Origin of the sequence: Halorubrum sp. ASP1 (assembly GCF_005435135.1) — an archaeon.
Classification (GTDB): domain Archaea; phylum Halobacteriota; class Halobacteria; order Halobacteriales; family Haloferacaceae; genus Halorubrum; species Halorubrum tropicale.
The window spans coordinates 121,140-145,688 of sequence record NZ_SGUA01000008.1 but is presented as its reverse complement, the minus strand read 5'-3'; the positions used below and the strand labels follow the sequence as shown (position 1 = coordinate 145,688).

The 24,549-nt window shown below is 55.9% G+C and carries 19 protein-coding genes; 7 read left to right on the top strand and 12 right to left on the bottom strand.

Annotated features, from left to right (window positions below):
- Window positions 1–414 precede the first annotated feature (414 nt).
- The 10 genes from EXE48_RS13060 to EXE48_RS13020 form a co-directional block, all read right to left on the bottom strand.
- Window positions 415–1,656, bottom strand: coding sequence for an ATP-binding protein (locus EXE48_RS13060; RefSeq protein ID WP_137711732.1), 1,242 nt, complete (start codon window positions 1,654–1,656; stop codon window positions 415–417).
- A complete protein-coding gene (locus EXE48_RS13055; RefSeq protein ID WP_137711731.1) occupies window positions 1,653–5,498 on the bottom strand; it encodes a hypothetical protein in 3,846 nt (1,281 codons plus the stop codon). Before EXE48_RS13055 ends, EXE48_RS13060 begins: the two co-directional genes overlap by 4 nt.
- Complete coding sequence (locus EXE48_RS13050) at window positions 5,495–5,815, bottom strand: hypothetical protein (protein WP_135830608.1); 321 nt, start codon at window positions 5,813–5,815, stop codon at window positions 5,495–5,497. Before EXE48_RS13050 ends, EXE48_RS13055 begins: the two co-directional genes overlap by 4 nt.
- A gap of 2 nt (window positions 5,816–5,817) precedes the next feature.
- Complete coding sequence (locus EXE48_RS13045) at window positions 5,818–6,570, bottom strand: hypothetical protein (protein ID WP_135830609.1); 753 nt, start codon at window positions 6,568–6,570, stop codon at window positions 5,818–5,820.
- 9 nt (window positions 6,571–6,579) lie between these two features.
- The gene (locus EXE48_RS13040) at window positions 6,580–9,345 is read right to left on the bottom strand and encodes an alkaline phosphatase family protein (protein WP_137711730.1); all 2,766 of its coding nucleotides are present in this window, start codon (window positions 9,343–9,345) and stop codon (window positions 6,580–6,582) included.
- Between the two features lie 28 nt (window positions 9,346–9,373).
- On the bottom strand, window positions 9,374–9,631 hold the full coding sequence (locus EXE48_RS19365; protein WP_394348057.1) for a HalOD1 output domain-containing protein: 258 nt from the start codon (window positions 9,629–9,631) through the stop codon (window positions 9,374–9,376).
- 21 nt (window positions 9,632–9,652) lie between these two features.
- Window positions 9,653–10,141, bottom strand: coding sequence for a hypothetical protein (locus EXE48_RS13035; protein WP_135830611.1), 489 nt, complete (start codon window positions 10,139–10,141; stop codon window positions 9,653–9,655).
- A gap of 222 nt (window positions 10,142–10,363) precedes the next feature.
- Window positions 10,364–11,074 carry a 7-cyano-7-deazaguanine synthase QueC gene (queC, locus tag EXE48_RS13030; RefSeq protein ID WP_135830612.1) on the bottom strand — a complete coding sequence of 237 codons (711 nt, stop codon included), beginning with the start codon at window positions 11,072–11,074 and terminating at the stop codon, window positions 10,364–10,366.
- Between the two features lie 8 nt (window positions 11,075–11,082).
- Window positions 11,083–11,865 carry a 7-carboxy-7-deazaguanine synthase QueE gene (locus tag EXE48_RS13025; RefSeq protein WP_137711779.1) on the bottom strand — a complete coding sequence of 261 codons (783 nt, stop codon included), beginning with the start codon at window positions 11,863–11,865 and terminating at the stop codon, window positions 11,083–11,085.
- Between the two features lie 4 nt (window positions 11,866–11,869).
- Entirely contained in the window at window positions 11,870–12,337 is a 468-nt protein-coding gene (locus tag EXE48_RS13020; RefSeq protein WP_135830613.1) for a 6-pyruvoyl trahydropterin synthase family protein, read from the bottom strand.
- 145 nt (window positions 12,338–12,482) lie between these two features.
- Between EXE48_RS13020 and EXE48_RS13015 the strand changes: the two genes are divergently transcribed.
- The 5 genes from EXE48_RS13015 (at window position 12,483) to EXE48_RS12995 (ending at window position 18,229) form a co-directional block, all read left to right on the top strand.
- Window positions 12,483–14,396: a tRNA-guanine transglycosylase gene (locus EXE48_RS13015; RefSeq protein ID WP_158295130.1), complete on the top strand. Its 1,914-nt coding sequence runs from the start codon at window positions 12,483–12,485 to the stop codon at window positions 14,394–14,396.
- Window positions 14,397–14,500: 104 nt separating this feature from the next.
- On the top strand, window positions 14,501–14,962 hold the full coding sequence (locus EXE48_RS13010) for a DUF6884 domain-containing protein (RefSeq protein ID WP_342764971.1): 462 nt from the start codon (window positions 14,501–14,503) through the stop codon (window positions 14,960–14,962).
- A 4-nt stretch (window positions 14,963–14,966) separates the two neighbouring features.
- Complete coding sequence (locus EXE48_RS13005) at window positions 14,967–16,214, top strand: tRNA-guanine transglycosylase (RefSeq protein ID WP_137711728.1); 1,248 nt, start codon at window positions 14,967–14,969, stop codon at window positions 16,212–16,214.
- Window positions 16,207–17,739, top strand: coding sequence for an ATP-binding protein (locus EXE48_RS13000; RefSeq protein ID WP_135830616.1), 1,533 nt, complete (start codon window positions 16,207–16,209; stop codon window positions 17,737–17,739). Before EXE48_RS13005 ends, EXE48_RS13000 begins: the two co-directional genes overlap by 8 nt.
- 178 nt (window positions 17,740–17,917) lie before the next feature.
- A complete protein-coding gene (locus tag EXE48_RS12995) occupies window positions 17,918–18,229 on the top strand; it encodes a hypothetical protein (protein WP_135830617.1) in 312 nt (103 codons plus the stop codon).
- Window positions 18,230–18,239: 10 nt separating this feature from the next.
- On the opposite strand, the gene EXE48_RS12990 is transcribed toward EXE48_RS12995, so the two are convergent.
- On the bottom strand, window positions 18,240–18,878 hold the full coding sequence (locus EXE48_RS12990) for a helix-turn-helix domain-containing protein (RefSeq protein ID WP_137711727.1): 639 nt from the start codon (window positions 18,876–18,878) through the stop codon (window positions 18,240–18,242).
- Window positions 18,879–19,286: 408 nt separating this feature from the next.
- Here EXE48_RS12990 and EXE48_RS12985 point away from each other — a divergent pair, with 408 nt between their 5' ends.
- The gene (locus EXE48_RS12985; protein ID WP_137711726.1) at window positions 19,287–20,105 is read left to right on the top strand and encodes a ParA family protein; all 819 of its coding nucleotides are present in this window, start codon (window positions 19,287–19,289) and stop codon (window positions 20,103–20,105) included.
- Window positions 20,102–20,509 carry a DUF8160 family protein gene (locus EXE48_RS12980; protein WP_094533710.1) on the top strand — a complete coding sequence of 136 codons (408 nt, stop codon included), beginning with the start codon at window positions 20,102–20,104 and terminating at the stop codon, window positions 20,507–20,509. The genes EXE48_RS12985 and EXE48_RS12980 overlap by 4 nt, the downstream gene beginning before the upstream one ends.
- 88 nt (window positions 20,510–20,597) lie before the next feature.
- On the opposite strand, the gene EXE48_RS12975 is transcribed toward EXE48_RS12980, so the two are convergent.
- Window positions 20,598–24,503 (bottom strand): PAS domain-containing protein, encoded by a 3,906-nt coding sequence (locus EXE48_RS12975; RefSeq protein WP_137711725.1) that lies wholly within the window; start codon window positions 24,501–24,503, stop codon window positions 20,598–20,600.
- Window positions 24,504–24,549: the final 46 nt, after the last annotated feature.

Here is a 24,549-nt window from a genome sequence, read left to right as displayed (position 1 = left end):
ATTTCCGGAAAGCCACTTGTTCGATATAGAGCGTTCAATGCCACTCTCAAGACGACGAGTCGAATAATCCCAATCTGGATTCAATTTGTGTTAATGATGGCAACCACGATCGAACACCTCTGTGAATGGATCCCTCTGCTCCGTCTAGGATTCACAAACAAAGTCAATAGTACAGTGATAACTTCGACGACATTACAGACAATACCCAAAACTACGGTACTGGACTATACAGCTTCCAGACAGAAGTTTTTGACATCATTAAGACAGCAGCAGAATCTGAAAAAATATTTTAGACGGATTCGGACTTCGTTCACGCTATGAAAAAACTACCTCCTGACAGGATATCGTCGTGGCCATCCACCAAGTAATCTGGTTTTAGGTCCGTGATATCTAACAGACTACCGGAAGCCCAGATTATGTTTCCGGAAGGAATTCTTCGAGTTTGGCGGATTCGCCGGCGTGCCAGCTTTTCCGGGGGCGGACTTTGACCGGGACGATGGTTTCGGCGTCGTCATTCATGGCGTAGGCGTAGCCCGGCTCTTTCGGAATTTGTTGCATATAGTGGCTTATGGTTTGGGCGTCGTGGAGTTCAGAGATCTTGTCTCCGACAGCATCTGAGTCTTGGCCAGCAGTGAGACGGTGGATGATGAGGGTGTCACACTGGGAGAGGATCCTGTTGTCGAGTGCCCCGGGTTGCTGAGTGGCCATGACCAGGGAGAGCCCGGGTCGACGGCCCTGCCGCACCCATTCAACGAGTGGATCTGTGCTGGGCTCGCTATGCCCCGACGGCGCGAACAGGTGTGCTTCGTCGAGGAACAGCCAGACGAGGGGGAAGTTGACCTCAGTGTGTTCGCCTTTGATTTTCTTGACTTCTTCCCGGCTGCGGTCGAAGCTCCGCTTGTTGTACATTTTCTTGACAAGGATGCCGGTGAGCATAGTGCGGACGTTCCACGGCAGGGCACCGGCACCGGAGAGGTCAAGGACAACGAATTCGCCGCCTTCGACGATCTCCTCGATCTTGGAGCCCGAGGAGCTGAAAATCCCCCAGTTCTTTGCTTTCTCAAGGCGGCGGTGAAGCGCATCCTTGATGTTGGCTGATTCAGGAGATGCTTCGACCTTGTCGAGCAGGTCCATGATGCTGTAGTACTGGCCGAAGTCCTCCTCTGCCTCTTCGATGACTTGGGAGAGCAAGCCGGCCTGTGCCTGGGTTTCGTCGATATCGAGCAGGTACAGCCAGTCCTCGACGGAGAGTTCGGACGGGTAGAGTTCGAAGCCTTCGTGGAAGTACTGCTGGATCTCTTCGTACTGTTCTTCGAGCCCGGCAGGATAGTAGACCTTGACCGGGTACTCAGAAGGTGACAGATCCCAGTCCTCGAGCAGGTCCGTATCTGGGGTCTGGACCTGGAGACTCCAGTAGATGCCCATCGCGTCGATAACCAAGCCGTTCAGGTTCGACTTGACCTGTGTGGGCAGGGTCATCAGTTCCTCCATCATCACCCCGAGCGTGTGGGATTTCCCGGAGCCGCGTTTGCCGCAGACGGTGACCATGTGCGGCTCGTTGAGGTCCAAGCGAACTGGTTCACCCAGCTCGTTGTCGCTGTCGAACTTGCGGCCGAGATAGGCGGACAGTTCCTCCTTGTCGCCGCCGATGATCATGATTGACTCCCCATAAGTTCAGCTTTCACACGAATCTTCAGCAGCGACTGCTTTAGTTCCTCGGCAGTCTCCGAGTCGCTGTCCAATCTAGCGATCACCTGTTCAAAGGCGTCATCGTCGAGTTCGGTGAACTTGGAGTCGATACCGTCCTCGGCAGCGTTTTCGACCACTTCGATATCGATGTCGCTGTCGTACTTCCTGACGGTGTCTTCGAACTCGTCTTCGCCGAACGCCTCTTCCTCAAGGTTGTCCCGTGCTCGCTCCCACTGACGCCAGTATTCACCGTACTGTTCATGGTCGAACTGTTCCGGCGAGCTTTCCAGCTCCGATTTGCAGTCGTCGAGGGCGTTGTCCCCGTGGCGGAGCCAGCTGGACTCGCCGGGAATCCGGTCACGGAACTCCTCCAGTTCGTCCTGCGCGTCGTCGACCTTGTCCTGTTCCTCTTCGATCGCGTCCTCCAATTCTCCCCTGACTAGGTCAAGGTCAGTGTTGAGGTCGTCCAAGTCGTCATCAGCATCGTAGGTGTCGACCTGGGGAACGATGCTCTTCCGGCTACGCTGCAGCATGTTGAAGAGCCGGTTCAGCTGGATATTGTCCTCAAGGTAGCCGTCCAGGTCATCGGCGATGTCCGCGTCTTCGATGTTGCGTTCAACCTGGCGGGATTCCCAGAACTCCTCGACGGTGGTGATACAATCGATTTCGAGTCCCTCTGATTGGAGGTCGGGGTCGAGGTCGAACCATTCGACCTTCGTCACCAAGTCATCCAACTGCTCCTGTTTCTCAAGGACGGTGGCCGCCTGTTTGACCTGGGTGACGAGGTGGTCGAGGTCGTCGAGGATGAGGTAGCGGAGTTCGGCATCGATCGATCCAAGCGGTCGGATCGTGGTCGCGTACGTCGCCACAGCCGTGTCAGCAAACACATCGTTGGCACCGATCTCACGGAGTGATTCGTTCACACCCTGGTAGTCGAACTCCCAGTCAGCATCGACCTCGTCCTGAAGCTCATCGAGCCGGGTTGCATCGGCATCGTCGACACTGTCGTACTTTGATTTCAGATCCTCGACCGGTTCACTGTCCGGGTCATCCTGCTTGGCCTGGTCTAGGATCGCGATCTCGATGGCCCGGCCAATCTGCTGGCGGGTCTGTTCGCGCTGGGTTTCGATCCGGACGTTGGCAGGAATGATGGTGGTCTCGGCGTCGTCCTCGAAGACCCAGCTATAGTTGTCCCAGTACTGGCCGAGGACCAGCAAGAGGTAGACCATCGCCTTGGTGACGTTTTCGACCTCGGCCGTGCCGAAGATGAGTTCGAGGATCTCATCGAAGTCGAGGCCGTCCTCGTCGAGCTGTGATTCGATTTTGTCTAAGATCGGGCTGTAACTGCTGAACTGGGGGACAAGGCGGAACTCGCCATCGTCCTGTTCCTGGATGAAGGATTCGTTGTCGGCGAAGGAGCTGACGATGGAACGGAATTCGTCGCCGGATTCCCGTGTGCGGCTGACTCGTCCGAAGGAACGGACGTCGATGCGTGGGTGGTTGGCGTTGCTGTGGATGAGTTCGCCTTCCTGTTCGAGGTGTTTGATTCCGTAGACGAGGTTGAGGTAGTTCTTCCCGGCGTAGGCCCCGTTGAACCCGAGCTTGGTTCGTGGATAGTCGTCGGCGATGTTGGTAACGTTGCTGTCGACCGTCGTGATGATGGAGAAACTGATCCGTTCCGCTGTCCGGGCAGTGATATCGTTGTGGATGTCCTCCCCTGCCAGTTCCGCCAGGGACAGTTTGAGGAACATCACGTAGGCCTGGTACAGATCGAACCGGGGGAATTTGTCCTGGATCGCCTCGATCAGGTCGTAGTAGTCGCTGTCCTCGTCGAAGTGGGCCTCGATTTCTTGGTTGAGGCTTGCTTGGATCTCGTCGGTGATGTTCGAAGCACGGCCGTTCCGTTCAGTGACGTAGAATCGCGCCGGGAGATCGCCGTCCGGATCTCGGCCGAGCCGGATAACGATGTGGAGTGCCTCGTCATCAACTTCCACCTGGAGCTGTTCCGGCAGCGAGTCAGGTGCAAGTGTGAGATAGACGTTCGACGTGTAGTTGAGGTCGTCGGTCTCGAACTCCAGGTACTGGTCGTTCTGGTTCTCGAACGACGTGTCTGGGAAGCACTGCTCCTGCATCGTCTCCCAGAGCTGGATCAAGTTCTTCTCCTCTAAACCGAGGTCGTTGACCGTTTCGCCGACCTGGTCGGCGAGGGAAAGTTCATCCTCACCGGCTGCGGTACCTGTCAGTTCGTTCGGGTTGAATTCGAGACGGTCGCCTTCCTGTTCGAAGTAGTCAGGACCGTTGGCAGCTTGCGTAATCAGATCAGCCGCTTCACTTTCCTCGATCTGTAGCTCGATGCCGTCCGCAATAACGGTGATCTCGTCGGCGGTGAAGTAGACCGGACGTTCTTCGCGTTGGAGGATCCCGACTTTGGCGATTTGGCGGAGAACACGGCGTTGGATCCCGGTAGCATCGTTGTAGTCTGCTTCGATGGTGGTCTCGATGCTGCCCTCCCCGGGGAGTTCGTCGAGGTTTACGCGTTCGACCTGGCCACGTAGCTGTTCGCGGACCTGGTCGCCGTGTTGATAGAGGAAGTCGAGGTCGATGCGTCCGTCGCCGTCCCAGTGGTCGAGGAAGGCGATGAGGATGCGTTTGTAGTCGCGGAAGGCACGGACGACGGTCTCGCCCTGTGTCTCGTCCTCGAACTTCTGGACGATGCTGAGTGCGAAGTTGAGGGTGTCATCGGTGAACGGGTAGACGTAGCCGTCGTCACCGATGTCGGTCGCAGCGAGTGTGTCGTGCCAGTCCTGGGTCTCCCCGTCGCGGTCGGCGAGGAGAGGGATGACGTAGAGCCGGTAGAGTTTGGCGAAGAGCTCCTTCGTTTCGTCTTCGGAGAGGTCGATGTTGTAGCTGACACTCTCAGTGATCCGGTCGATGAGGTCGCGCTCCGCACTGAACCGGTCCTTAAGCTCGTCGAGGGAGAGTGTATTGGCGAAGAGGATGTAGGGCGGTGTATCGAGATCCTCGAACCCGGAGACGGCGTTCCGGATCATCTTCTGGATGATCGCTTTAAGCCGGTAGGTTCCCCCGGGGTCGACGCCCTGGCGGAACAGTTGCTCGAACTCGTCGATGTAGAGTGCAGGGTAGCGGCCTTCGCGGTCGTGGTAGTAGGTCGTGAACCAGGTGATCGGCTTGTGGGCGTCACCAGCAGTCAGTGATTTGGTGACGCGGGCGATGTCCTCCAGGGAGTCCGGGTCTTCGAAGAGGTCGATAAGGTGTTCACGTTGGCTGGGCGGGAGTGACTCATCCAAGTCCTCCATCGTGAGATCGTCCAGCTTCCGGTCATTGAATATCGCCTTCAGGTCATCCCTGCCGACGTTCTCACTCTGGGTGACCAGGGCTTCGAAGAGGGCGTGCAGGAAGTCGGTTGGAGTATCGTTTTGCTCTAGGCTGACTGTGATACAGTCGAGCGGTGTCTCGCCGTAGTGGAGCTGGCTGAATTCGTGGCCGCCGAGCTCTTGGTCTGCCTGGCACAGCGCGGCGATGTTCTCCATCATCACGGTTTTGCCGGACCCGTACGCTCCGTGCAGGATGACGCCGGGGCTATCCTTGTTGTCGAGTCCGTCGTGGACACCGTGCAGGATATCTGCGCGTTTCTCGGTGAGGATGAAGTGGGTTCCTTCTTCGAGGAACGCCTCGAAGGCAGGGAGGTCTTTTTCCGCGGCTAGTCGTTCGCATTCACGTCGGACGCGTTTGATGGTTTGCCGGTCGAGGATGTTGACGACATCCTCTTTGGCTTCCTCGACTGTCATGTGTTGATCCGGTATTTGATGAGGTTGTGTTTTAGGTCGTTTGTCTGTTCAACGATGTAGATTCTGGTATCGAGCACGTTGTGCTCTGTAATCCGGGCAGGGTTCGACATCAGGATGATTTTGTCGCCGCTGCCGTCATCACGGTCTCGCGGGCGGAGAAATTCGGTGCTGTAGGCTGTGTCAGGTGTACGGCGCTGGCATTCATTGATAAATTCGAAGACGGTGTCGAATTCGCTATGGACATCACTGACCGCGACGATGGCGATATCGTTGCCTGGACGGTCGAGATGATCCAATACGTTGCGGACGATGCTCATTTTCAGGTAGTGACCAGTTCAATGACGGTCTTGCCTTCGTAGCGGTCAGTTGCCACCCGATTCTGGTCCTGAAGTTCTTGTATGATGTCATCGACTTGTTCGTCGCCCCACTTGAAATCCAATGTCAGGAGTTGTTCCAGTTCGGCGAGATCCATCCGGTTACCATGTTCCGCGATGATATCTTCGACAATATCCTCGTCGTCACCCTGGAGATAGGTGTACTGCGCTGGATTTATCTCCCACCGGCCGTCGTCCTTGACGACGATCTCGAAGTCCTTGAGGAAGCAGGCAATCGCTCCTGCTGTGACTTTGTTCTGGATCCACGTGTAGATCGTTTCCTCTAGATCGCTGCCCATATCGTAATTGCCTGCCTGTACTTTCTGCTCGATTTGCTGTAGGACATCGTAGAAATGGGTGAAGTTGGTCCGTGACTTTCGTTCCAAGAGCTGGAAGGCGGCGACACGGAAGTCGGGTGCAGTGAGGAGTTCTTTCCCATCCTCGGTCAGTTCTACGTGTCCGTCGGCTTCTTTGATGATCTCGATCGAGCAGTTTTGATCTTGGAACGTGAACTTGAACCACTCATCGATCGATTTGAACAGTTTGGAGTCTCTGTCGCGGTTGATTGCTTCCATTTCATCGCGTAGTTCGTCCTTCGTTAACTGGCCGCGGAACTGGACGATCTGTGCGAGCTTTTCGATTCCTTTGAGCAGATCCTGGTTTCCAACTCGGGGGATGGATTCGTATGTTCTAGGCATGGTGTGAGATCACGCTCCTTGGAAGGTGAGGCGCAGGGCAGCCATTTCGCTAAGCGAGGTGCCGCCGTGATAGCCGTGGTCGTGGCCGCTCCGGTTCTTGATGTCGTACCGGGAGACGAGGCCGACGTCTGGTAGTGTGAAGATGCCGTCCCCGCGTGGCTGGTAGCTGTCGATACTGTCGAACTGGTTGAGGTCCGTTACCGGGTCCTCGTCGTTGGTGCTGCCGAAGGCGAACTTTGAGCCGGACTGCAGGTAGTCGACCTTGTCGATGATCGCCCGTAGTTCCTCGTCGCTGACATCGGCGGCGTCCTCTTCGGTTAGCATGTCACGGACCTGGTCGACCGGTGGGTCGGTGTCGTCGGTGGCGACTGTCAGGTAGTGGTTGTCGCTGCGATTCGTGAACTCTGCGTTTCGAAAGTTCACTTCGTAGGCTTGGTCAAGCGTGATGGAGTCCGTGAGCATCTGTTGGGTGAATTCATATTCAGGGTGTTCGTCTAGGATCATCTCCATTTCGTACCGGGTGAGTTTCCCGTGGTCGGAGGTGATGTTGATCTCGGCAGTCTCGTCGATTGCCGTGTCAACCGTGTCCTGAATGTCTGCGAGGAGGTCCGTAAGGAAGGTGCCGAGTGTCCGGTAGTAGTTCTCGAACTCGGCGAAGGCGAGTGTTTCATGCAGGTATTGGTCGAAGTCTTCGAGGTAGAGCACGATATTTGATTTCTGTGCCTCTCGGGCTTCCGGTGAGGGATCGAACTCATCGCCTTCGAGGACACGACGGCGTTCGTCCAACGTTGCTTCGAGTTCGTCAACGAACCCTTCACGGACTGCGTCAAGATGGTCGGTTTCGATCGTGGTGTCTGAACTGAGTCTGATGTCAGCGATTTCGTCGGCTACACGGGTGATGCCGGACTCGTTGAGCTGTGGTCGCTGGATGAGGTGGAAGCTGTTCTCCGTCTGCTGGTCGATGAATCCGTAGTCGGTGTCCGGGTTGCGGTGTTTGAGATTGTAGATGCGGTTGTCGTGGCGGGGTTCCCAGCTGTAGATCCCTGTTTCTTCCGCGGGTAGTCCGGTGAAGATGGTTGAAATAGCAGATGGAGTGTAGGAGGGGATGTTTGAGAAGACGAGATCGATCTCGTCGGGTTCGGGGTCGAAGAAACCGAACTGGTTGAGCAAGAGGTAGTCGGTGTAGCCAAAGCTGTCGATGATGACGGTGATCGTAACGCCGTCGTCGTGTTGCGGTGAGAGCAGGTCGGAGAGATGGAGCCAGTCGTCGTCGGTGACAATGTCTCGGTACTGGGTGACGACTTCGGAGCAGAACTCGTCGTATTTGTCGATCAGTTCCTGCCGCAGCAGGGGTGAGACATCGTTGTCTTCCCGTGTGTCCACAAGGTAGGAGGTCCACTGCTCCAGGAAGGTGGGCAGGGTGGCGAGGTTGACGTCAAGTTCTCTGACGGTCTCCGCTTGGTCTTCGAATTCACGTTCACGCCGTTCCTGCTTCCGAGCCTGATTGAGGACGGTCAGGTAACGGGAGGTGAGGAGGTCGTCGCGGTCGTTGTCGAAGGCGACCCGGACGAACTGTTGGAGGATCGATGACCAGCGTTCTTCGGGAAATGCGGCGTTGACGAAGCGAGGATGCTTGATGAGGGCGACTTCGGCAAGGTGATCAAGCAGGGTATCGACTTTGTCGACGGTTTGGACTGCTTGGTCCGAGCTGTAGTCCTCGATCTGCTGACTGTCGCTGGAGAGCTGATCACGAGCTGTGTTGACAAGGTCAGCAAAGTCGGTTTCGTCGATGTTGTCGAACAGAATACCGAAGTGCTTTGTCAGGGTTTCGGCAGCTACTGCCGGCTCCTGAATATTGAGCGTACTGCCATCTTCCGTGATGCGCTGGTAGGCGTCCTGGATGGTGTCGATGGTGGGTCGGTCCAGTTCCATGTCAGCGAGCTCGGGCAGTGTTGCGGTGAACAGGCGTCGCTGGGCAAGCCATTTCACGACGAGACGGCGAAACAGATGCTGGATATCGGGGTCGAGTTGTTGGATCTCTGCTGCGACCCCGTATTTCGGCTCGTTTTTGGCGAAGCGGTCACCGTAGGCTGCGAGCAGCTGTGTGATATAGACGTTCTGTTGTGCTGTTGTGTCGAGCCTGTCGAAGAGGTCTGTGTTTGGTATGCCGATGCCGTTGAGGAAGAACTCGCGGATGGGTGTTGGGACTGCTGTCAGGTTATCGTAGGGAATGTAGAAGTCGTCGAGTTGCTCATCAGTACTTGTCTGGATCTGTGTCGGTGCCAGCTCTGTTCCGGTCGCGGCAGCAGTGAAGACACGGAGCGTGTATTCGGCAAGGTCGTCGATGGTGCTTGGGCGTGGTTCTGCGCCCGCGCCACGTTCGAAGGCATCATGGATCGTCCGGGTCGGGTCTTCGAGCTCGACGCGTTCGAAGTTGACGAACTCGGTGCCGGGAATATCCAGGTAGTTGTCGACAAGTGACCGGGGACAGAAGAAGACGACTGTCGCCTCTCCGTCCTGCTCGACGAGGTACTCGATCCCGGTATAGACCGTTTCCCGGAACTCCCACTCGTCAACCGGCATGGGGAGGACCCGGACCTCGTCGCTGTCCACGATCGCGTTGAGGACTCGTTTGTCGAACGGGACAGGGATATCGGTCGGCACGTAGAGAAGCTTTCCTTTCTTGCTTGTAATTGCCTCGCTGGTGGCGGTAAGCCGCTCGAACGAGGTAAAATCGAAGGAATCCTCGAGATTTTGTTCCAGCTCCGTTTTCATCTATCTGGGACGTTCGCAACCACCCCACTTAATGCTTCCAACGTGACTCGTTCGAAGCTGGCAACCCGCTGGCTTCACTGAAAAGAGCGAGAACCTTTTTTGACGGGGACATCCACGCCGCTGTGACATAGATCGGTTTCTGGTTAGTGTCGACGGCTATTTCAACGGTGTCTGATCCATCACTCTCAACAGTAACGAGACACCTAGAGAATTCGAATTGGATGTATCCTTCCGTTTCCTTGCCTGCGATCAGCTCGTCAAGTGCATCTGAATCCACAACATCGATCAGTTGGTCTGGCTAATTTTGTCAGAATTCCCAAAGGGCATACCAATAGTCTTCAATTCGAGCGCGCCAAGGGTGTTCCCAGTATCGGGGGTCATCAGGCTTGTCTGAGTCCTCCAATTTCCGGAGCTCTTTAAAGCTATCCGGTGCCTGTTCTTTGATCTCATCCCATGCCTCCGCGAAGTCAGGACGACTAAGATTCGTTTCGATGCCTGCTCGCCAGTTTTCCCACGTTGACTTACTGACGCGTCCTTCCTGCCGTAGGAACACTTGCTCGTTCGAGAGATCGATATATCGGTAATAATCCTTGAGTTCGCCCTCGTAGCCGTCAGGATCGGATTCACTGAGTAAGGCATCAACCGGGATCTCGTAGATGACGTCCCGGTATTGGTCAGTGAGGTGATCTTCAAATTCCGTACTGAACTGTTTCTTGCGTTGCCACAGCTGATAGGCTAACACCAGAACGGAGAGCGGTGTTGCGATAGAAACAAGCAGATCAACTGGAAGAGGCATGAGTGCTTGGACCCTCTATAGCATGAGCTAGACAGACCATATTTAATAGTCTCATGACTTGCCAAAGTCAGCTCAACATCCCTTAGATCCGTTGGGGCTCCTCTGCGCACACCTTTAGGCACCATCGTTTGCAAGGATTGCGACGAAGTCCTGTACAAGAACCCGGGCTACGGCGTGCTCGAAGCCGTCTAAACCGGCAAGTTCACCAAAACTAACCGACAGTTACGACTCGCTGTAGACCGGTCGCTCGGCATACTTGATTGGGTCCTCGACACCAGCTTCCTGGAATGCTTTGAGCCGGTAAGCACAGGCGTCACAGGTACCGCAAGCCGGAGCTTCCTCCCGGTAACAGCTCCACGTCAACTCGTATGGCACATCCAGATCGAGGCCACGCTCCGCAATCTTGGTCTTGCTCCAGTCGACGAACGGCGCGACCAACTCAATCGTGGTCGCCGGTTTCGTTCCAACTTCAATGACCTGGTGGAATGCGTCGAAGAACTCCGGTCGACAGTCCGGGTAGCCGGAATAGTCCTCACTGTGCGCACCGATGAAGATCGCCTCGCAGTCGTTGGCCTCAGCGTACGACGTTGCCATCGACAGCAGGTTCGCATTGCGAAACGGAACGTAGCTGGACGGTATCTCGTCGCTGTCGAGATCCACCTCCTCGACGTCAATGCTATCGTCGGTGAGACTGGAGGCTCCAATCCGGGCAAGGTGGTCGGTCTCGATATGGAGGAAGTCCGTTACATCCATGCAGTCGGCCAGCTGCTGGGCGCACTCCGACTCTTTGTCCGCTGTCTCTTGGCCGTAGGTAGTGTGGAGGAAGTACAGGTCGTACCCTCTGTTTTTCGCCTCGAACGCTGCGGTCGCACTATCCATACCGCCCGATACAAGCACAACAGCACTGCCTTCGTCGTCTGTATGGTCAGTCATCGTTCTGGTTAGGTCTCTGGTGCGTCGTTCCAGAGGTCGACGTGGAGCCGCGGCGTATACTGATATCCGTGCTCCATCGCCACTTTAGCAGTCAGTTCACGCGTCTCCGCCAACCGCTCCCGCGTCGCTCCTTCCGGCATCAACAACACGTCCGAATCCCTAATCGTCGTCGCAGCAGCGTCCCGCAGTCGCTTGACCAGTTGGTTGATTTCCGCCATGTCGTCACGGCCAGTGACAACGAACTTCAGCTGGAACTCGTAAGTTTCGACGAGCTGGCACAGCACGTCGATGTCAATCCGGCGGTTCTCATGTCGGTCAGCCCACTCACCGTCGCCCTGTGGATCCTTCCCTGCGGTTGGGGTACTGTTCGCCAGCTTCGGACTGATACTTGCAAGGTCAATCGCGGTATCGCGGTAGATTGTGCCGTTCGTCTCGACGGTCGTGTGGAGGCCGGCAGCACTGAGCCGGTCCAGTAACTCGGCCGTCTCCTGATGGAGCAACGGTTCGCCACCGGTGACGACGACGTGCTCAGCTTCGTCGTAGTCGGTGACACGGTCGATGATAGTGCCGATGTCGAGCCAAGCATGGGTCGGTTCCCAGCTAGTATGGTACGAGTCACAGAACCAACACCGGAGGTTACACCCGCTGGTTCGGACGAAAACGCTCGGCATCCCGGCGAGTTTGCCCTCTCCCTGTAGCGAGTAGAACAACTCGTTTACCGGCAATCCCTCTTCGGCTTCCGTCTCTTCTGCTTCGTCATTGACCGTTGCGGTGTCCGAGCTAACTGGCATCGGTCTATAACCGCTCTCCAGCAGCAAGCTCACCGGTCTCCCGGACCTCAACTACGATGTCACTGACCGATTCCGGTAACGCATCCTCCAATCGCCGTTCGAGGACGAGTCCCATGACTTCAGCTGTCGGTGGCTGGTCAAGGACGACGACGGCGTCGCCGTCGCGGCTGCCCTCGAATGCCTCGATCAATGGGTCGCCCCGTTCAACGAGGAACCGGTGATCCCAGTTAGATAATACTTCAGTAATATCTCCTTTGTCGACGACCCATCCTTCCTCGGTCAGGGTACCGGTCACCGCGACACTGATCGCGTAGTTATGGCCGTGGGGACGGCTACACTTGCCGTCGTGGTGCAGAATTCGGTGGCCTGCGCTGATCCGTATTGGCCGATCACGTCCGACATGGAGGGTCCGTTCTGTCTCTGTAAGATCCTGTGAGGAGATAGTTGGTTCGTCTAGTGCGCGTTGAGGCATATCGAGGTATTACTTGGGGCATACTTAAGCTTGGGTCACTCACCGAAAGGACCGAAGGCCATCTTCGATTTGGTTGTATTTTTGATGGTCTCTGGAGCGAGAGGTTAATTGAGGTGTCGCATAGAGGTACTACACAGGTTATTTGATGTCTGCATTCAGTACTCTTACAAAGGCCAGGTACGGTCGGCGAGGCGAGATAGAGACGCCCGTCGGCCAAATTCAGACACCTGCGCTTCTCCCTGTTGCGAACCTTATCGGAGGGACCACACCAGAATCAGGCGGCATCTGGCGGTACACGCGTCGCCACCTCTTCCAGAGTGACACCGTCCAGGGACTCATGTTCCAGACGATGACCTTCTTGGATTACAACCTTACCCCGGACAACCTGGCGGAGTGGCGGAAGAAGCCGTTGAAGCAGCACTTTGAGGAGAGTGATGCCGAGCCAGGGTTCACGCAGCCATTGTTTGTCGACTCCGGCGGGTTCAAGCTGATGAACTCAACGACGTTCGGACAGCCGCCGGAAGAGGGTGGGAGCGAGAACGACTGGGGTATCTACACGAACCCAGAGAGCATCCTGAAGCTACAGCTGGATTATGGCGCGGACATCGTCGCCACATTAGACTTCCCGATTCCCCAGAACCTAAACAAGGAGGAAGCCACCGAGCGAATGGAGCGGAGCATCGACAACGCAGTCGAATGTCTACAGCTGCTCAATGACGACGAGAAGCTTGAGGAGTGGGGTGTCGAAAAAACACCGTCCGTTTACGTAGCGATTCACGGCCACAGCTACGAGGACGTCAATTGGTACGTAAGCAAATTTCTGGACCGGGCTGAGGAACTTGATGAAGCGTTCGAGGGCTTTGCGCTTGGATCACTAGTCCCGCTCAGCAACTCGCCGGATGTCCTCGTTGACATCGTCCAAGGTGCAAGGGATGCGATACCTGAGGAACGGTACGACGATATTGCGCTCCACGTCTTCGGAATCAGCGGCCGGCTCTGTCCCCTGCTCTCCCTTCTCGGTGTCGATACGTTCGACTCCTCGAACTACCTGAAAGCAGCTCGCAACAAGAGCTTCATCCATCCGGAGACGTGGCAGCGGACCAAGTTGAGCGACTGGGACGAGGAGGACTGTGATTGTCAGGCGTGTCAGGACATCTACTTCGACGATATGCGCCACGCTTTATTGGAGTCCGATGTCAGCTACAAACGTATCGAAGGCGAACACGGGAAGCACTACAAGAGCGAGTATTACGCACAGATAGCGCACCACAACTTCGAGTTGTACAGCCGCCAGATGCAGGAGGTACGGGCTGCCATCGAAGACGACGAACTGCTTGAACTCGTGGCGGAGTTCGCTCAGGGAAAGAACATCGTCGAGAAGGGGTTGAAGCGAGCGCAGCTTCACAACCCGGAGCTCCGCGAACAGTTGGCCGATAATGGCTACGAGGAACTCGTTGCGGGCCCGGACGCCGAAACGTTCCAGACCAAGCTCTCTGGCTTCGTCGAAGGTGTTGAAGACACGACACGGGAGAAACGGACCATCTCGTTGAAGCACGGTCCCAACGATTTCAACATCCTCCAGCAAAACGGTTACCAGCCGCCAAGCAAGGCAGATGTCCTGCTGATTCTGCCGTGCAGCCAGGAGAAACCCTACTCCGATTCTCGGACACAGCAGGCGGTACTCTCTCCGCTTGAGGAACACCGGGACCGGTTCCACAAGATATCCGTCTCAGGGCTGTACGGCCCTGTGCCAGAGGAGTTCGAGGAGGCGGACCCGGTGATGAGTTACGAGTATGTTCTCACAACTGCGGACGACGACCAAGTCGAACTCGTTGCGAACCGGCTCGCCCATTACCTGGACCGATTCGGTGAACAGTTCGACCACATCTTGGCCTATACGACGAGCAAAGCATATCGCCGTGCTATCAACGAGGCATTCACCCGGTATGGTCGCGGTGAGATATACCCGTCTGACCCGCGAGCCCTCCAACTGACCGAGCATTTCCGCGGCGAAAACATCAACGAACTCGTCGGGTATTTTGACAGTATCGACGGGTAGCGTGTGTCGGGAACGCGTTGAACCGCTGGAGACCGCCGGGGCGAATCTCTACTCAGTCGATAGTTTGATTAGGTCTCGGTCTGCTCCCTTGATCAAGGACAAGTATGTCGTCTCTACTCATTCAGTCATGCTCAGCAACCAAGCAAGACGTCGAAAAGCCGGTGCAGGCACTCGATTTGTACGATGGATACTTCTTCAGGATCATCAAGAAAGCAGTGCGCGCGGGCCGGTTCCAACCCGGACTTGACATCATAATTATATCAGCAAAACATGGTGTCGTCGAACCTGACGACGAAATTAGGTATTATGATCAACGGATGGACACAGAACGAGCCAAGGAACTGAACGATGCCGTCATCGAGGCTATCGCGGACAAGGTGGCCAAGGAAGGCTACGAGAAGGTATGGGTCAACCTGGGGAAGGACTATCTCCCGGCTGTCGACGGACTTGAGTCTGCTGTCGATGTTCCGGTCGGTTATATCGAGGGTTGTGGTATCGGGATGAAAGGCAAGCGGCTGAAACACCTAGTATCCAGCAGCCGATCCATTCCGGTGCACGGTGACTGATAATATGGTGTCGTTTGATATCGTTGCTGAGGCTGGCGAGGCACGACGTGGCCAGCTCCAGATCAACGACCGCACTCTGGAGACGCCACACCTGTTCCCCGTCATCAACTTCTACGGCGGCGGCAACGAAGGCGCTCTATTCGGTGGCGGCGTCCACCGTACAGTCAAGGAATTCCTCGCTCATGACAACGAAGTCACCGGTGGTGAAGACTACAGCGACCTCTTCCGGGGTGTGATGACGTCGATATCCTCCCTCGCCGATTACGGTATTCGAGAAAAGAAACTGAACTGGTATCTGGATAACGAGATCCGCGAGTGGGACTGTTTCAGCGACTATGACGGGATGATCTTCGCTGACTCCGGCGGCTACAAAATCCTGAAGCAGGGTGGCCTAGAAGGCCAGGACTTTGAGAAGGACATTGACCAGGACAAGGCGCTGGATATACAGCTGGCTCTAGGACCAGACATCGTGGTCAACCTTGATCACCCGATCCATCCTGATGACGAATTCGAAGAGCGGATCGAAAAGATGGAGCAGACAGCTGCCAACGCTGCCCGGTTCGCAGAACGCCGTGATGAGGTTGACGGGGCCTGCTATCTCACGGTACACGGCTATTATGAAGCGATGCTCGAACGATCCTTCGACCTCATCGAAGACGAACTCGCAGAACCAATCCCCGAAGTGTTCGATGGGATTGCTTTGGGTAGCCTCGTCCCGCGGAAAGACAACGTTGAGGTTCTCGTCGAAGCAGTATCCGACTGTAAGAGGGAGATGCAACAGCGAGGGTATGACAATCTTCCTCTACACGTATTAGGAATCTCAGGAAACGCAATGCCGCTACTCGTTGCTGTAGGGGCCGATACCTTCGATTCTGCCTCCTACCTACACCAAGCGATCAACGGGAAGTACTGCGTCAACCTGTTCGAGACGGTCCCGGTTGACGAGGCAGACTTCGATGCCTGTGATTGCCGCATCTGTAACGACGATTTCCACCGGGCACGGATGCGGAACGAGATGGACGACCTGTACCAGAAGGACATTCTCGGTTCAGTGGCGGCGCACAACTTGGCAGTTCAGCAACGGGAGCTCCGGGAGTTCCGCCAGTTAATCGCTGAAGGAGACGAAGAAAAGGTCGCTGAATACCTTGAAGAGGCTGTGAAGGACCAGAAGGGTTTCCGCAAGTTCGTCTACCAGCTGATCAACGAACGGATGAACCCGTACTTCGAGAATACAGACACAACCTATGCATAAGACACCACAAGTCAACGAGGTCAACGAGTTCATCGAAATAGCAAGCGACTTCGAAGACCCGTTGGAGGTCATCAGAGAAGCACTATCGAATTCCTATGACGCAGACGCGACGCAGGTCGACATCAAGATCGAGCAGGATGACGAGGGACGGAATACATTGGTCATCAAAGACGACGGCCACGGGATGGACGAAGACGACCTGTCGTCGTTCTTCGACCTGGGGAACTCGAACAAGGACGACGCCATCGGGTACAAGGGTCACGGCACCAAGATCTACTACAAGAGCGACAAGATACGCGTCGAGACCGTCAAGGACGGGACGCGGATCGAATCGGTGATGGACCAGCCGTGGGCGAAACTGAACAACCGCGAACTCCCCACGTACTCGGTCGACACGACGGACGTCGAGGAGCCGTCACGCACACGGATCGAGGTCCACGGCTTCCGGGCTGGCCAGGGCTTTGACCCACAGCAGCTCACATACAACAAGATTGAGCATTACATCAAGTGGAAGACAATCGGTGGGTCGACGGCCTGGTACTTCAACGACGACTTCCACGAGATGGAGATTACCGTCGAGCTCTCACCCTCGATCGACGATACCCGGGACCCGATCAAGACCGATAACCGGTTGAAATTCCCTGCCGAAAATCTGGATCCGGACGGCGAGTTCGTCGCGGAAGAGATGTGCAAGCACTACCCGCCACGGGAGCTGACCGTCACACTCGATGACGGCTGTGAATTGACAATCGAGGTTGTCGGGATGGTCGGTGGGAAGGAAGCCCGGAATAAGCTGCCGACCTACGGGAAGCACTCCGCCCAGTTCGGTATTTGGCTGGCGAAAGACCACATCAAGGTTGAACGGTATAATGACGCTATCGGTGCGGACAACGAGTTCTTCCACTTCTTCTTTATTGCCAACTGTCAGGATCTGGAGCTCTCCGCCAATCGGGAGAAGATCCGGAACAAATCCGGGGACGTCTACCAAGCCATCACGGATGAGTTGGACCGGTACATGACCAAGGTGTGCCAGGAGTCGTGGTACCGTAACTACATCGAACGCCGCAAGGTCGAGGACAAGAAACGCAGTATCCGGTCACAGGAAAGTTCGCTCCAAGAACGGTTAGAACGCACAGAGGAGCAGGAAGGGCTATCGCCGTCAAACCCGGCTGAGGTCATCGCCGCATTAGAACGGTACAGCGCCAATGGTGCGCCTGAAAACATCCAAATCGCGGACTTCCAGATGGACGATGAGGTCAATGCGATCCTCGCTACCGACGACGGGTTCGACAATGCATCATTACAAGTGAAACTTAGCGACTTCTTTGAAGACGAGACACCGCTAACTAACATCGACCGATTCGTCTGCTGGAAGCTTGGGGACCTCGACGCGCTCACCAGAATTGAACGTTCCTCATATATGGGCGAATCAATCCGCTTTGACTTTCAGAATAACGAGATCAAGTACGGTGATGGAGACTCGGAGTCCATTTCTATTCTCGAATTAAACGGCAAGGTTACGTAGTCCGATCATATCGTTATTTTAAGAGATGGTCAATCCACGGAAGCTAATTACCTCTTAATTCGATTATACGATTGTCCTTGAAACATTTGGAGAGACATCTTCTCTCCACCAAAATAATTCCAGAGTGGCTTGAAACGGTCATTTTATTTCGCCTCGCTATGGGCGGAGGCGAGTTCTAATGAGACTCTCGATACAAGTTATCGATCAGGATGGGAACGAACAGACAATTTCCGGCGTCAAGCGGGATGACTGGGAAAATATGAATGATCCCTGTCCGGAGTGTGGAGGGCTTGAGTTCAACCATTTTTCAGCATCTGGCGGACATTACGGCTCACGTGATACTGCTGTCGTGATGCGTTCTGATTTTTGGGATGCTGACCGATCCCTATACACACGTTGCCGTGACTGCCGCGAGATACTCTACAAGCATCCTGCATTCGATCTTCTCTTTCTTTCGGATGATAGTGAGGAAATCCCTTTAGACTTCTAACCTCTCCTCACTAGAGCTTGAGGTCCTCGTACATCCGGTCAAGGATCGCCAGCGCCGACTGAAACTGGGCGTAGTTTTCGCGCATATACTCGACCGTCTCTGCTCTCGGGATAACCGGGTACCCCTCGACGTGCTCGATGTCGAGAGACGGCCCTGGCTCGAGGACGATCTGTAGCGGTCCGTCCAGCTCGTGTCGGGGCTGTCGTTCGAATGCGGTCGGGAGGTCGAACGATTCGAAAAATGTCTCCCAGGCGTCGACGTCCTGCTCACGAACAGTGAGGAACAGTGGATAGTCGTCGGGCTCGCGACCGACCTGGTAGCCGCCCTGAGTCCACACATAGACGGCGTCGATCCGTGTGAACGCGAACGGCCAGTCACTAAACTGTGGGATGACGTATGTTTCCTCGATGGAGGGTGGACTGACGCCGGCGCTGGCAGCGACGAGCTCGAGCGCTGCGTCGCGTACGCGCTCGTCGACGACAGTGAGGCCGTCGTCATAGGAAACGTAGCCTGCGTCTTCCAGCCGATTGACGGCCTGTCTCACTGTCTCGTAGGGCGTGTGGAGGTGTTGGGCGACACGGCGGATGGAGTCACCACTCTCGATGGTGAGGATGATCTGCGCCGCGGTGTCGTCGAGAACCTCGTACATCTGGTGTTTACCAATAATCCGGTAACAGTAAAAAGTCTCACTCGAATACCCATGAAGCCACTATCTCTCTCCATACTCTCGAAGGTAGTCCTGATTCCCGCTGAAAACACGTGGGACGATTATAACGAATTCAACGAACAAAACGAACTGAACGAGAAAAACGAATGTATTGAACGCATTCTGAGGAACGAACTGGCACCATCTACTCGATGAACAAAACGAGGGAAATGAACATAACGAACAGAACGAATGGGTTGATGGCAACGAGTGCGTTTGCTTCAACGAGTGGAACGAACAGTTGGTTTTAACATCGTAGTAATCCTTTCACCGAGTGAAACACCCTCACCGAACGCACCGAACTAAACGAGCAAAACGAACGAAACGAACACAACGAGAGAAACGAAGATAATGACCGACACCAATACTGCACGAATCACGGTGGCGAATCAGAAGGGCGGCGCAGGGAAGACTACCGACGTCATTCATACTGGCGGCGCACTGGCCGCCCGAGGCCACGACGTTCTCCTGGTCGATATCGACTATCACGGAGGACTCACCTGCTCGCTGGGCTACAACGATCTGTACTACGACACCGACCGCACAACGCTGTTCGACGTCCTCGACTTCGATCAGATGGAGTCGGTGAACGACATCATCGTCGAGCACGAGGAATTCGACATCCTTCCCGCCAGCGAGAAACTCGCGAACAACAAGAACATCCAGACGCTGCTTGAGGCGCCGAAGAGTCGCGAGCGGTTGGAGATGACTCTCGACGAACTCGAGAAGGACTACGACTACATCATTGTCGACACGCCGCCATCCCTGAACGTCCTCACCGACAACGCCCTCGTCGCAACCGGCAACGTCGTTATCCCCGTCATTCCCGAGAAGCTCAACGCCAACAGCCTCCAGATTTTCGCAAAGCAACTGAGTTCCCTCGAACAGGCGTACGGAGACATCAACCGGCTCGCCATCGTCTGTAACCGTGTCGAGCAGAACGCCGAGCACCGTGACACTATCGAGGAGATCAAGTCGGCGTACTCCCTCCCGGTGTTCGAGATCCCGAAGCGGACCGACCTCTCTCAGTCGATTGGCGAGGGTGTGTCCGTCTTCGGCTTCGGCAAGGAGAACCAGCGCGTCGAGGATGCACGCGACCTGTTCAACGAGATCGCCGACCTGTTCGATGAGACGTTTGAGAAGACCGCACCTGAGGAGGTGGAAGCATGACCGACGGTTGGGGCGATGCATCCGGCATCGAGGGCAACTACGAAGAGGAGGACGACGAGGCTGATTCCAGCGAAACGAGTGAGGTGAGTGAAACGGTGGAAACCAGTTCATCGACCGAAACGACCGAATCGACTTCAACGAAGGAAACGAACGAAACGAGCAAAACGAAGACGAACATCAAGGACGAGTGGAACGGGCGAACGATCTACATTCCCGACGATGTCCTCGACGAGATGGAGGACACCTACCTCGAGTCCCAGCTGAAGCTCCGCAAGGCGGGCCGGAACGAGTTCAAGAAGAACCGCCACTTCTACCCGCTACTCGTCCAGTTCGGTATTAAGGCGCTCTCTGAGGCGGATGCCGAAGAAATCCAGACTCGGCTTTCGGAACTCGGCGACGAATGACCTCACGCAGAATGAGGTCCGGTAATAGTTGAGACTGGTTCTCTCAATGCATAGACTGCAGGCACGGTTTGCTCACTGACAACGGGTACTATTTCGACCGCTTGAACTCGAACCGTGCCCCGCCATTGCTTCCGTCTGTCACCGAAACTGTCCAACCGTGCGCCTTCGCGATGTCGGCCACAATCGAGAGCCCGAACCCGGTTCCCCCCTCGCTGGACGTGACGCCGTGTTTGAACACGTCGTCTTGCTTCTCCTGGGGAATCCCGCTGCCGGTATCCTCAACGTAGAATCCATCGTCTCCGTCTAGTCCACCCACGGTCACCGTGACGTCGGCACCACCGTGCTCGATTGCATTTCGGAAGAGATTCTCGAAGAGTTGGGTCAGCCGCCCTGCATCCCCGGTGACTGTCGGAATTCCATCTGCGACTGTAAGCGTTGCCTCCTCAGTATCGACGTATCCCCACGCCTCCGTCGTAATACTCTCGAGGTCGATCTCTTCTGCATCCTCAATCGTCGTCTCCCCACGTGCCAGCGTCAGGAGGTCCTCGATGAGTCGTTCAATTCGGTCGTGTGCGGATTCTACTTTCTCAAAGTGCTCCGCCTTCCCGGTCTCCTCCGCGATTTCGAGGAACCCCATTGCGACAGAGAGCGGGTTTCGAAGGTCGTGGGCAACGACGCTCGCGAACTGGTCGAGTCGTTCGTTCTGTCGGTGTAGTTCTTCCTCCCTGCTCGCTCGTGCGAGTGCTGCCTCGACAGTCGCACCAAGAATCCGGAACAGGTCGACGTCCGTCTCAGAAAAGACCTGCGTGGAAACTGACCCCGTCGACATAAGCCCATACTCACCCAGTGGGACGAGAATCTCACTCCGTATCTCTGTGTTCGGATTGTGGGGTTGACCCTCAGCTTGGATATCATCATATACCTTGGTTTCTCCGGACTCAAACACGTCCCAAGCGAGACTGTCTCCAGGAGTGAACCGGGGAGACTCGCCAAACAGGTCTCGTGCTTCAGACGTTTCCGTAATTGGGGCGAGCACGTTCTCTCGGTCGTCGTACTCCCAAATTCCGGTGATATCGAGGTCCAGTATCTCGGCCGCGGCATCGACGGCAATCGCTCCGATCTCCTCGCTTGATTCAGCGCCGCTCAGCTGCTGTGCGGTGTCCTGAAGCGAGCGGAGGCGAGCTTCCAACCGTTTCTGTTCGGTGATGTCCTCCAAGACGGCGAGGATGCTCGTAGTCTCTCCGTCGGGGCCTGTAACCGGCGCGACCGACAAGAGCAGGTCCAGTTCGTCTCCGTCTTTCGTCTCTCGCCGTATCTCTTTTGCTCGGATTCGCTCGCCGTTCAGGACGCGCTGCCGGTGTGAGTCAAACTCTTCCTGCTGCTCGTCCGGGACCATCGGATTGAACTCGCCAAGCACTTCGTCCTGCGACCAGCCGAACATGGTTTCAGCCTCGTCGTTCCAGCGGATGACGGTCCCATCCGTGTCGATCTCCATAACTGTGAGTGGCGTGGCCTCGATGAGCGATTCCAGTCGCTGGTTCGTCGCTTCGAGTTCACGCTCTCGTTCGACTTGCTCGGTAACGTTTCGAGCGATACCCACAATTCGAACAGTCTCGCCATCGACGACGACCGGTGCGAGGCTGGTCTCCCAGAACTGAGCACCGTCACCGATGTCGAGTTCTTCGCGATACGAGATTGGGGCCCCCTGATCGACGCAGCGAGTGTAATTAGCCTCGAGTTCAGCACCCTCTTGGTCGCCAAACACGTCTCGTGGCGTCTTGCCGCGAACTTCCTCGGTCGTAATTCCGGTCTGTGACTCGTATCCGGGACTGAGTCTGGCGAACTCGAATGAAGGGTCCTCACCAGCGGTATCGACGTCAAGCAAGAATATCGCGTCCCCGGACGTTTCGAGCAACGCCTCGTATTCCTCCGCGAGCTCTCGATGCTCACGGCGTTCCGCTTCTCGCTCCGTGATGTCCTGAAAAACACCCCGAAGTACTGCGTCGCCGCGCTGTGTGTCGTCGACGTATTCTCCCCACGCCCGGACGTCACGCACCGCTCCGTCGGGTCGAACGATTCGGAGGTCGAGGTCGTACGGTTCCCCGTCTTCGATTGCTCGGTCGACTGCTGCGGTAATCGTCTCTCTGTCGTCGGGGTGGTAGAACTCGATCGCGTCGTCGAGGGAGGGCTCGTAGTCCTCGTCGACACCGTGGATCTGGCGGACCCCGTCAGACCAGGCGAGTTCGCCGCTCGATGGGATGAATTCCCATATACCGATATCTGCGATGTCCTGAACGCGGTCGAAGAGGAACTCCTGACGTTCGAGTTCGGCACGGTCACGACGACGCGAGATTTCGGTACTCACGAGTTGTGCGACCAGCTCGACGAACGTTCGTTCGAGCGCTCCGAACGGCGCGAGTCGCGTTGTCGGACTCGAGAAATTGACGGTTCCGTAACGCGTGTCGTCGACGACGAGTGGCACGCCGATGTACGATTCTAACTCGAACTCACGGTAGGCAGGATGCGTCTCTTTCCCGTCGCTAACGGCGTCGACGAACGAACAGACCGAATCCGTGCCGACGACTTCCGCACAGTACGTCGATTCGAGATCGAACTGATCGCCAACTTCGATATCGGCTTCCGGTGCGTGAACTGCTTCGACCGTGTAGTCGCTGTCCTGAATCCGCGAGACGATGCCGATTTCGAGCCCGAGCGTCTGGCAACCGACTTCCAAGAGATTCTGGAGGCGTGACTCGGCCGAGACATCGCTTTCTCCCATGACCGCCTGGAGGTCTTGGAGTGCGTCCCGCTCTCGTTCCAATTGACGCTTTACCTCGCTTTGTTCGGTCACGTCTCGAGCGACAACGAGCACCTGCTTGCTTTTGCGACTCTGGAACGGGGTTACCCGGACGTCGAATGTCCGCTCGCTGGTCCCGACCACGACGTCGAGTTGGAGGTCTGCATCGTACAACCCGGTGGACCCACCATCGCTCTCGATCTCGTCGAGCGTCGATTCGACTGCCTGGGAGAATCGCGTTATATCGGAATTGCTAACGCGGTCACCGACGACCGTTTCGAGCTGTTGTCCTGTGAGCTGGGCCGACTGATCCCCTGCGAGCAACCGCTTTGCAGCCGTATTCGCGAACTCGATATCACCTTGCTCGTCGAGGACGAACACGACGTCGTGGATGTTCTCCAGAATCGCATCACTGCGCTCTAGCTTCAGTTCCCGCTCTCGCTCGGTAGTAATTTCACGTGAAAAGACGGTCAGCCCGTCGTCATCTGGAAACGCTCGCACTTCGACCCAGTAGTTGAATGGCTCTTCCAGATGCTGTTCGAACGATACTGGTTCACCAGTCTCCATCGCCGTTCGATACTTGTCTTCGAGTTCCGTCCCGACGATCGACGGGAACTCTTCCCAGATGGCTTCTCCGACGAGCGCGTCCGAGTCACGGCCGATTCGTTCGGCCATTTTCTCGTTCATATACTCGATGCGCCAGTCGCTATCGACGGCGTAAATCGCGTCAGTTGCGCGCTCGAGCGTTCGTCGGAAGCGCCGTTTGGTCTGCTCGGCCTCCGTTTGTTTACGAGCAGCCTTCGTGAGCGTTCGAATACGGGCCGCGAGTAGTGTGAAGTTATCACGCTCCGATCGGACTGGGATGTAGTCCGAGACGCCGGCACGAGTCGCTTTGCTCGCGATTTCTTCACTCCCTTGTCCAGTAAAGAGGAGTATCGGGATATCGTCGTTCTGCTGGCGAATCGACTCCGTAAGCCCGATACCGTCGGAATCTTCGAGCGAGTACGCCGTTACGATACAGTCGATTCGTTCCGTAGCAAGATGGTGCAGTGCTTCGTCGATACCGTCGGCAGGTATACAGTCGATCTCGGTACTCGTCTGTTGGAGTTTGGTTTGAACCAACTCCGCGAATGCGGGATCGGAGTTCACGTAGAGGACGCGGATTGGATCGTCCAGTTCGTCAGTAGTACCGAGCACAGTTACAGAGATTTGACTGTCTAACTGGTTAAATATTTCTTGCGAG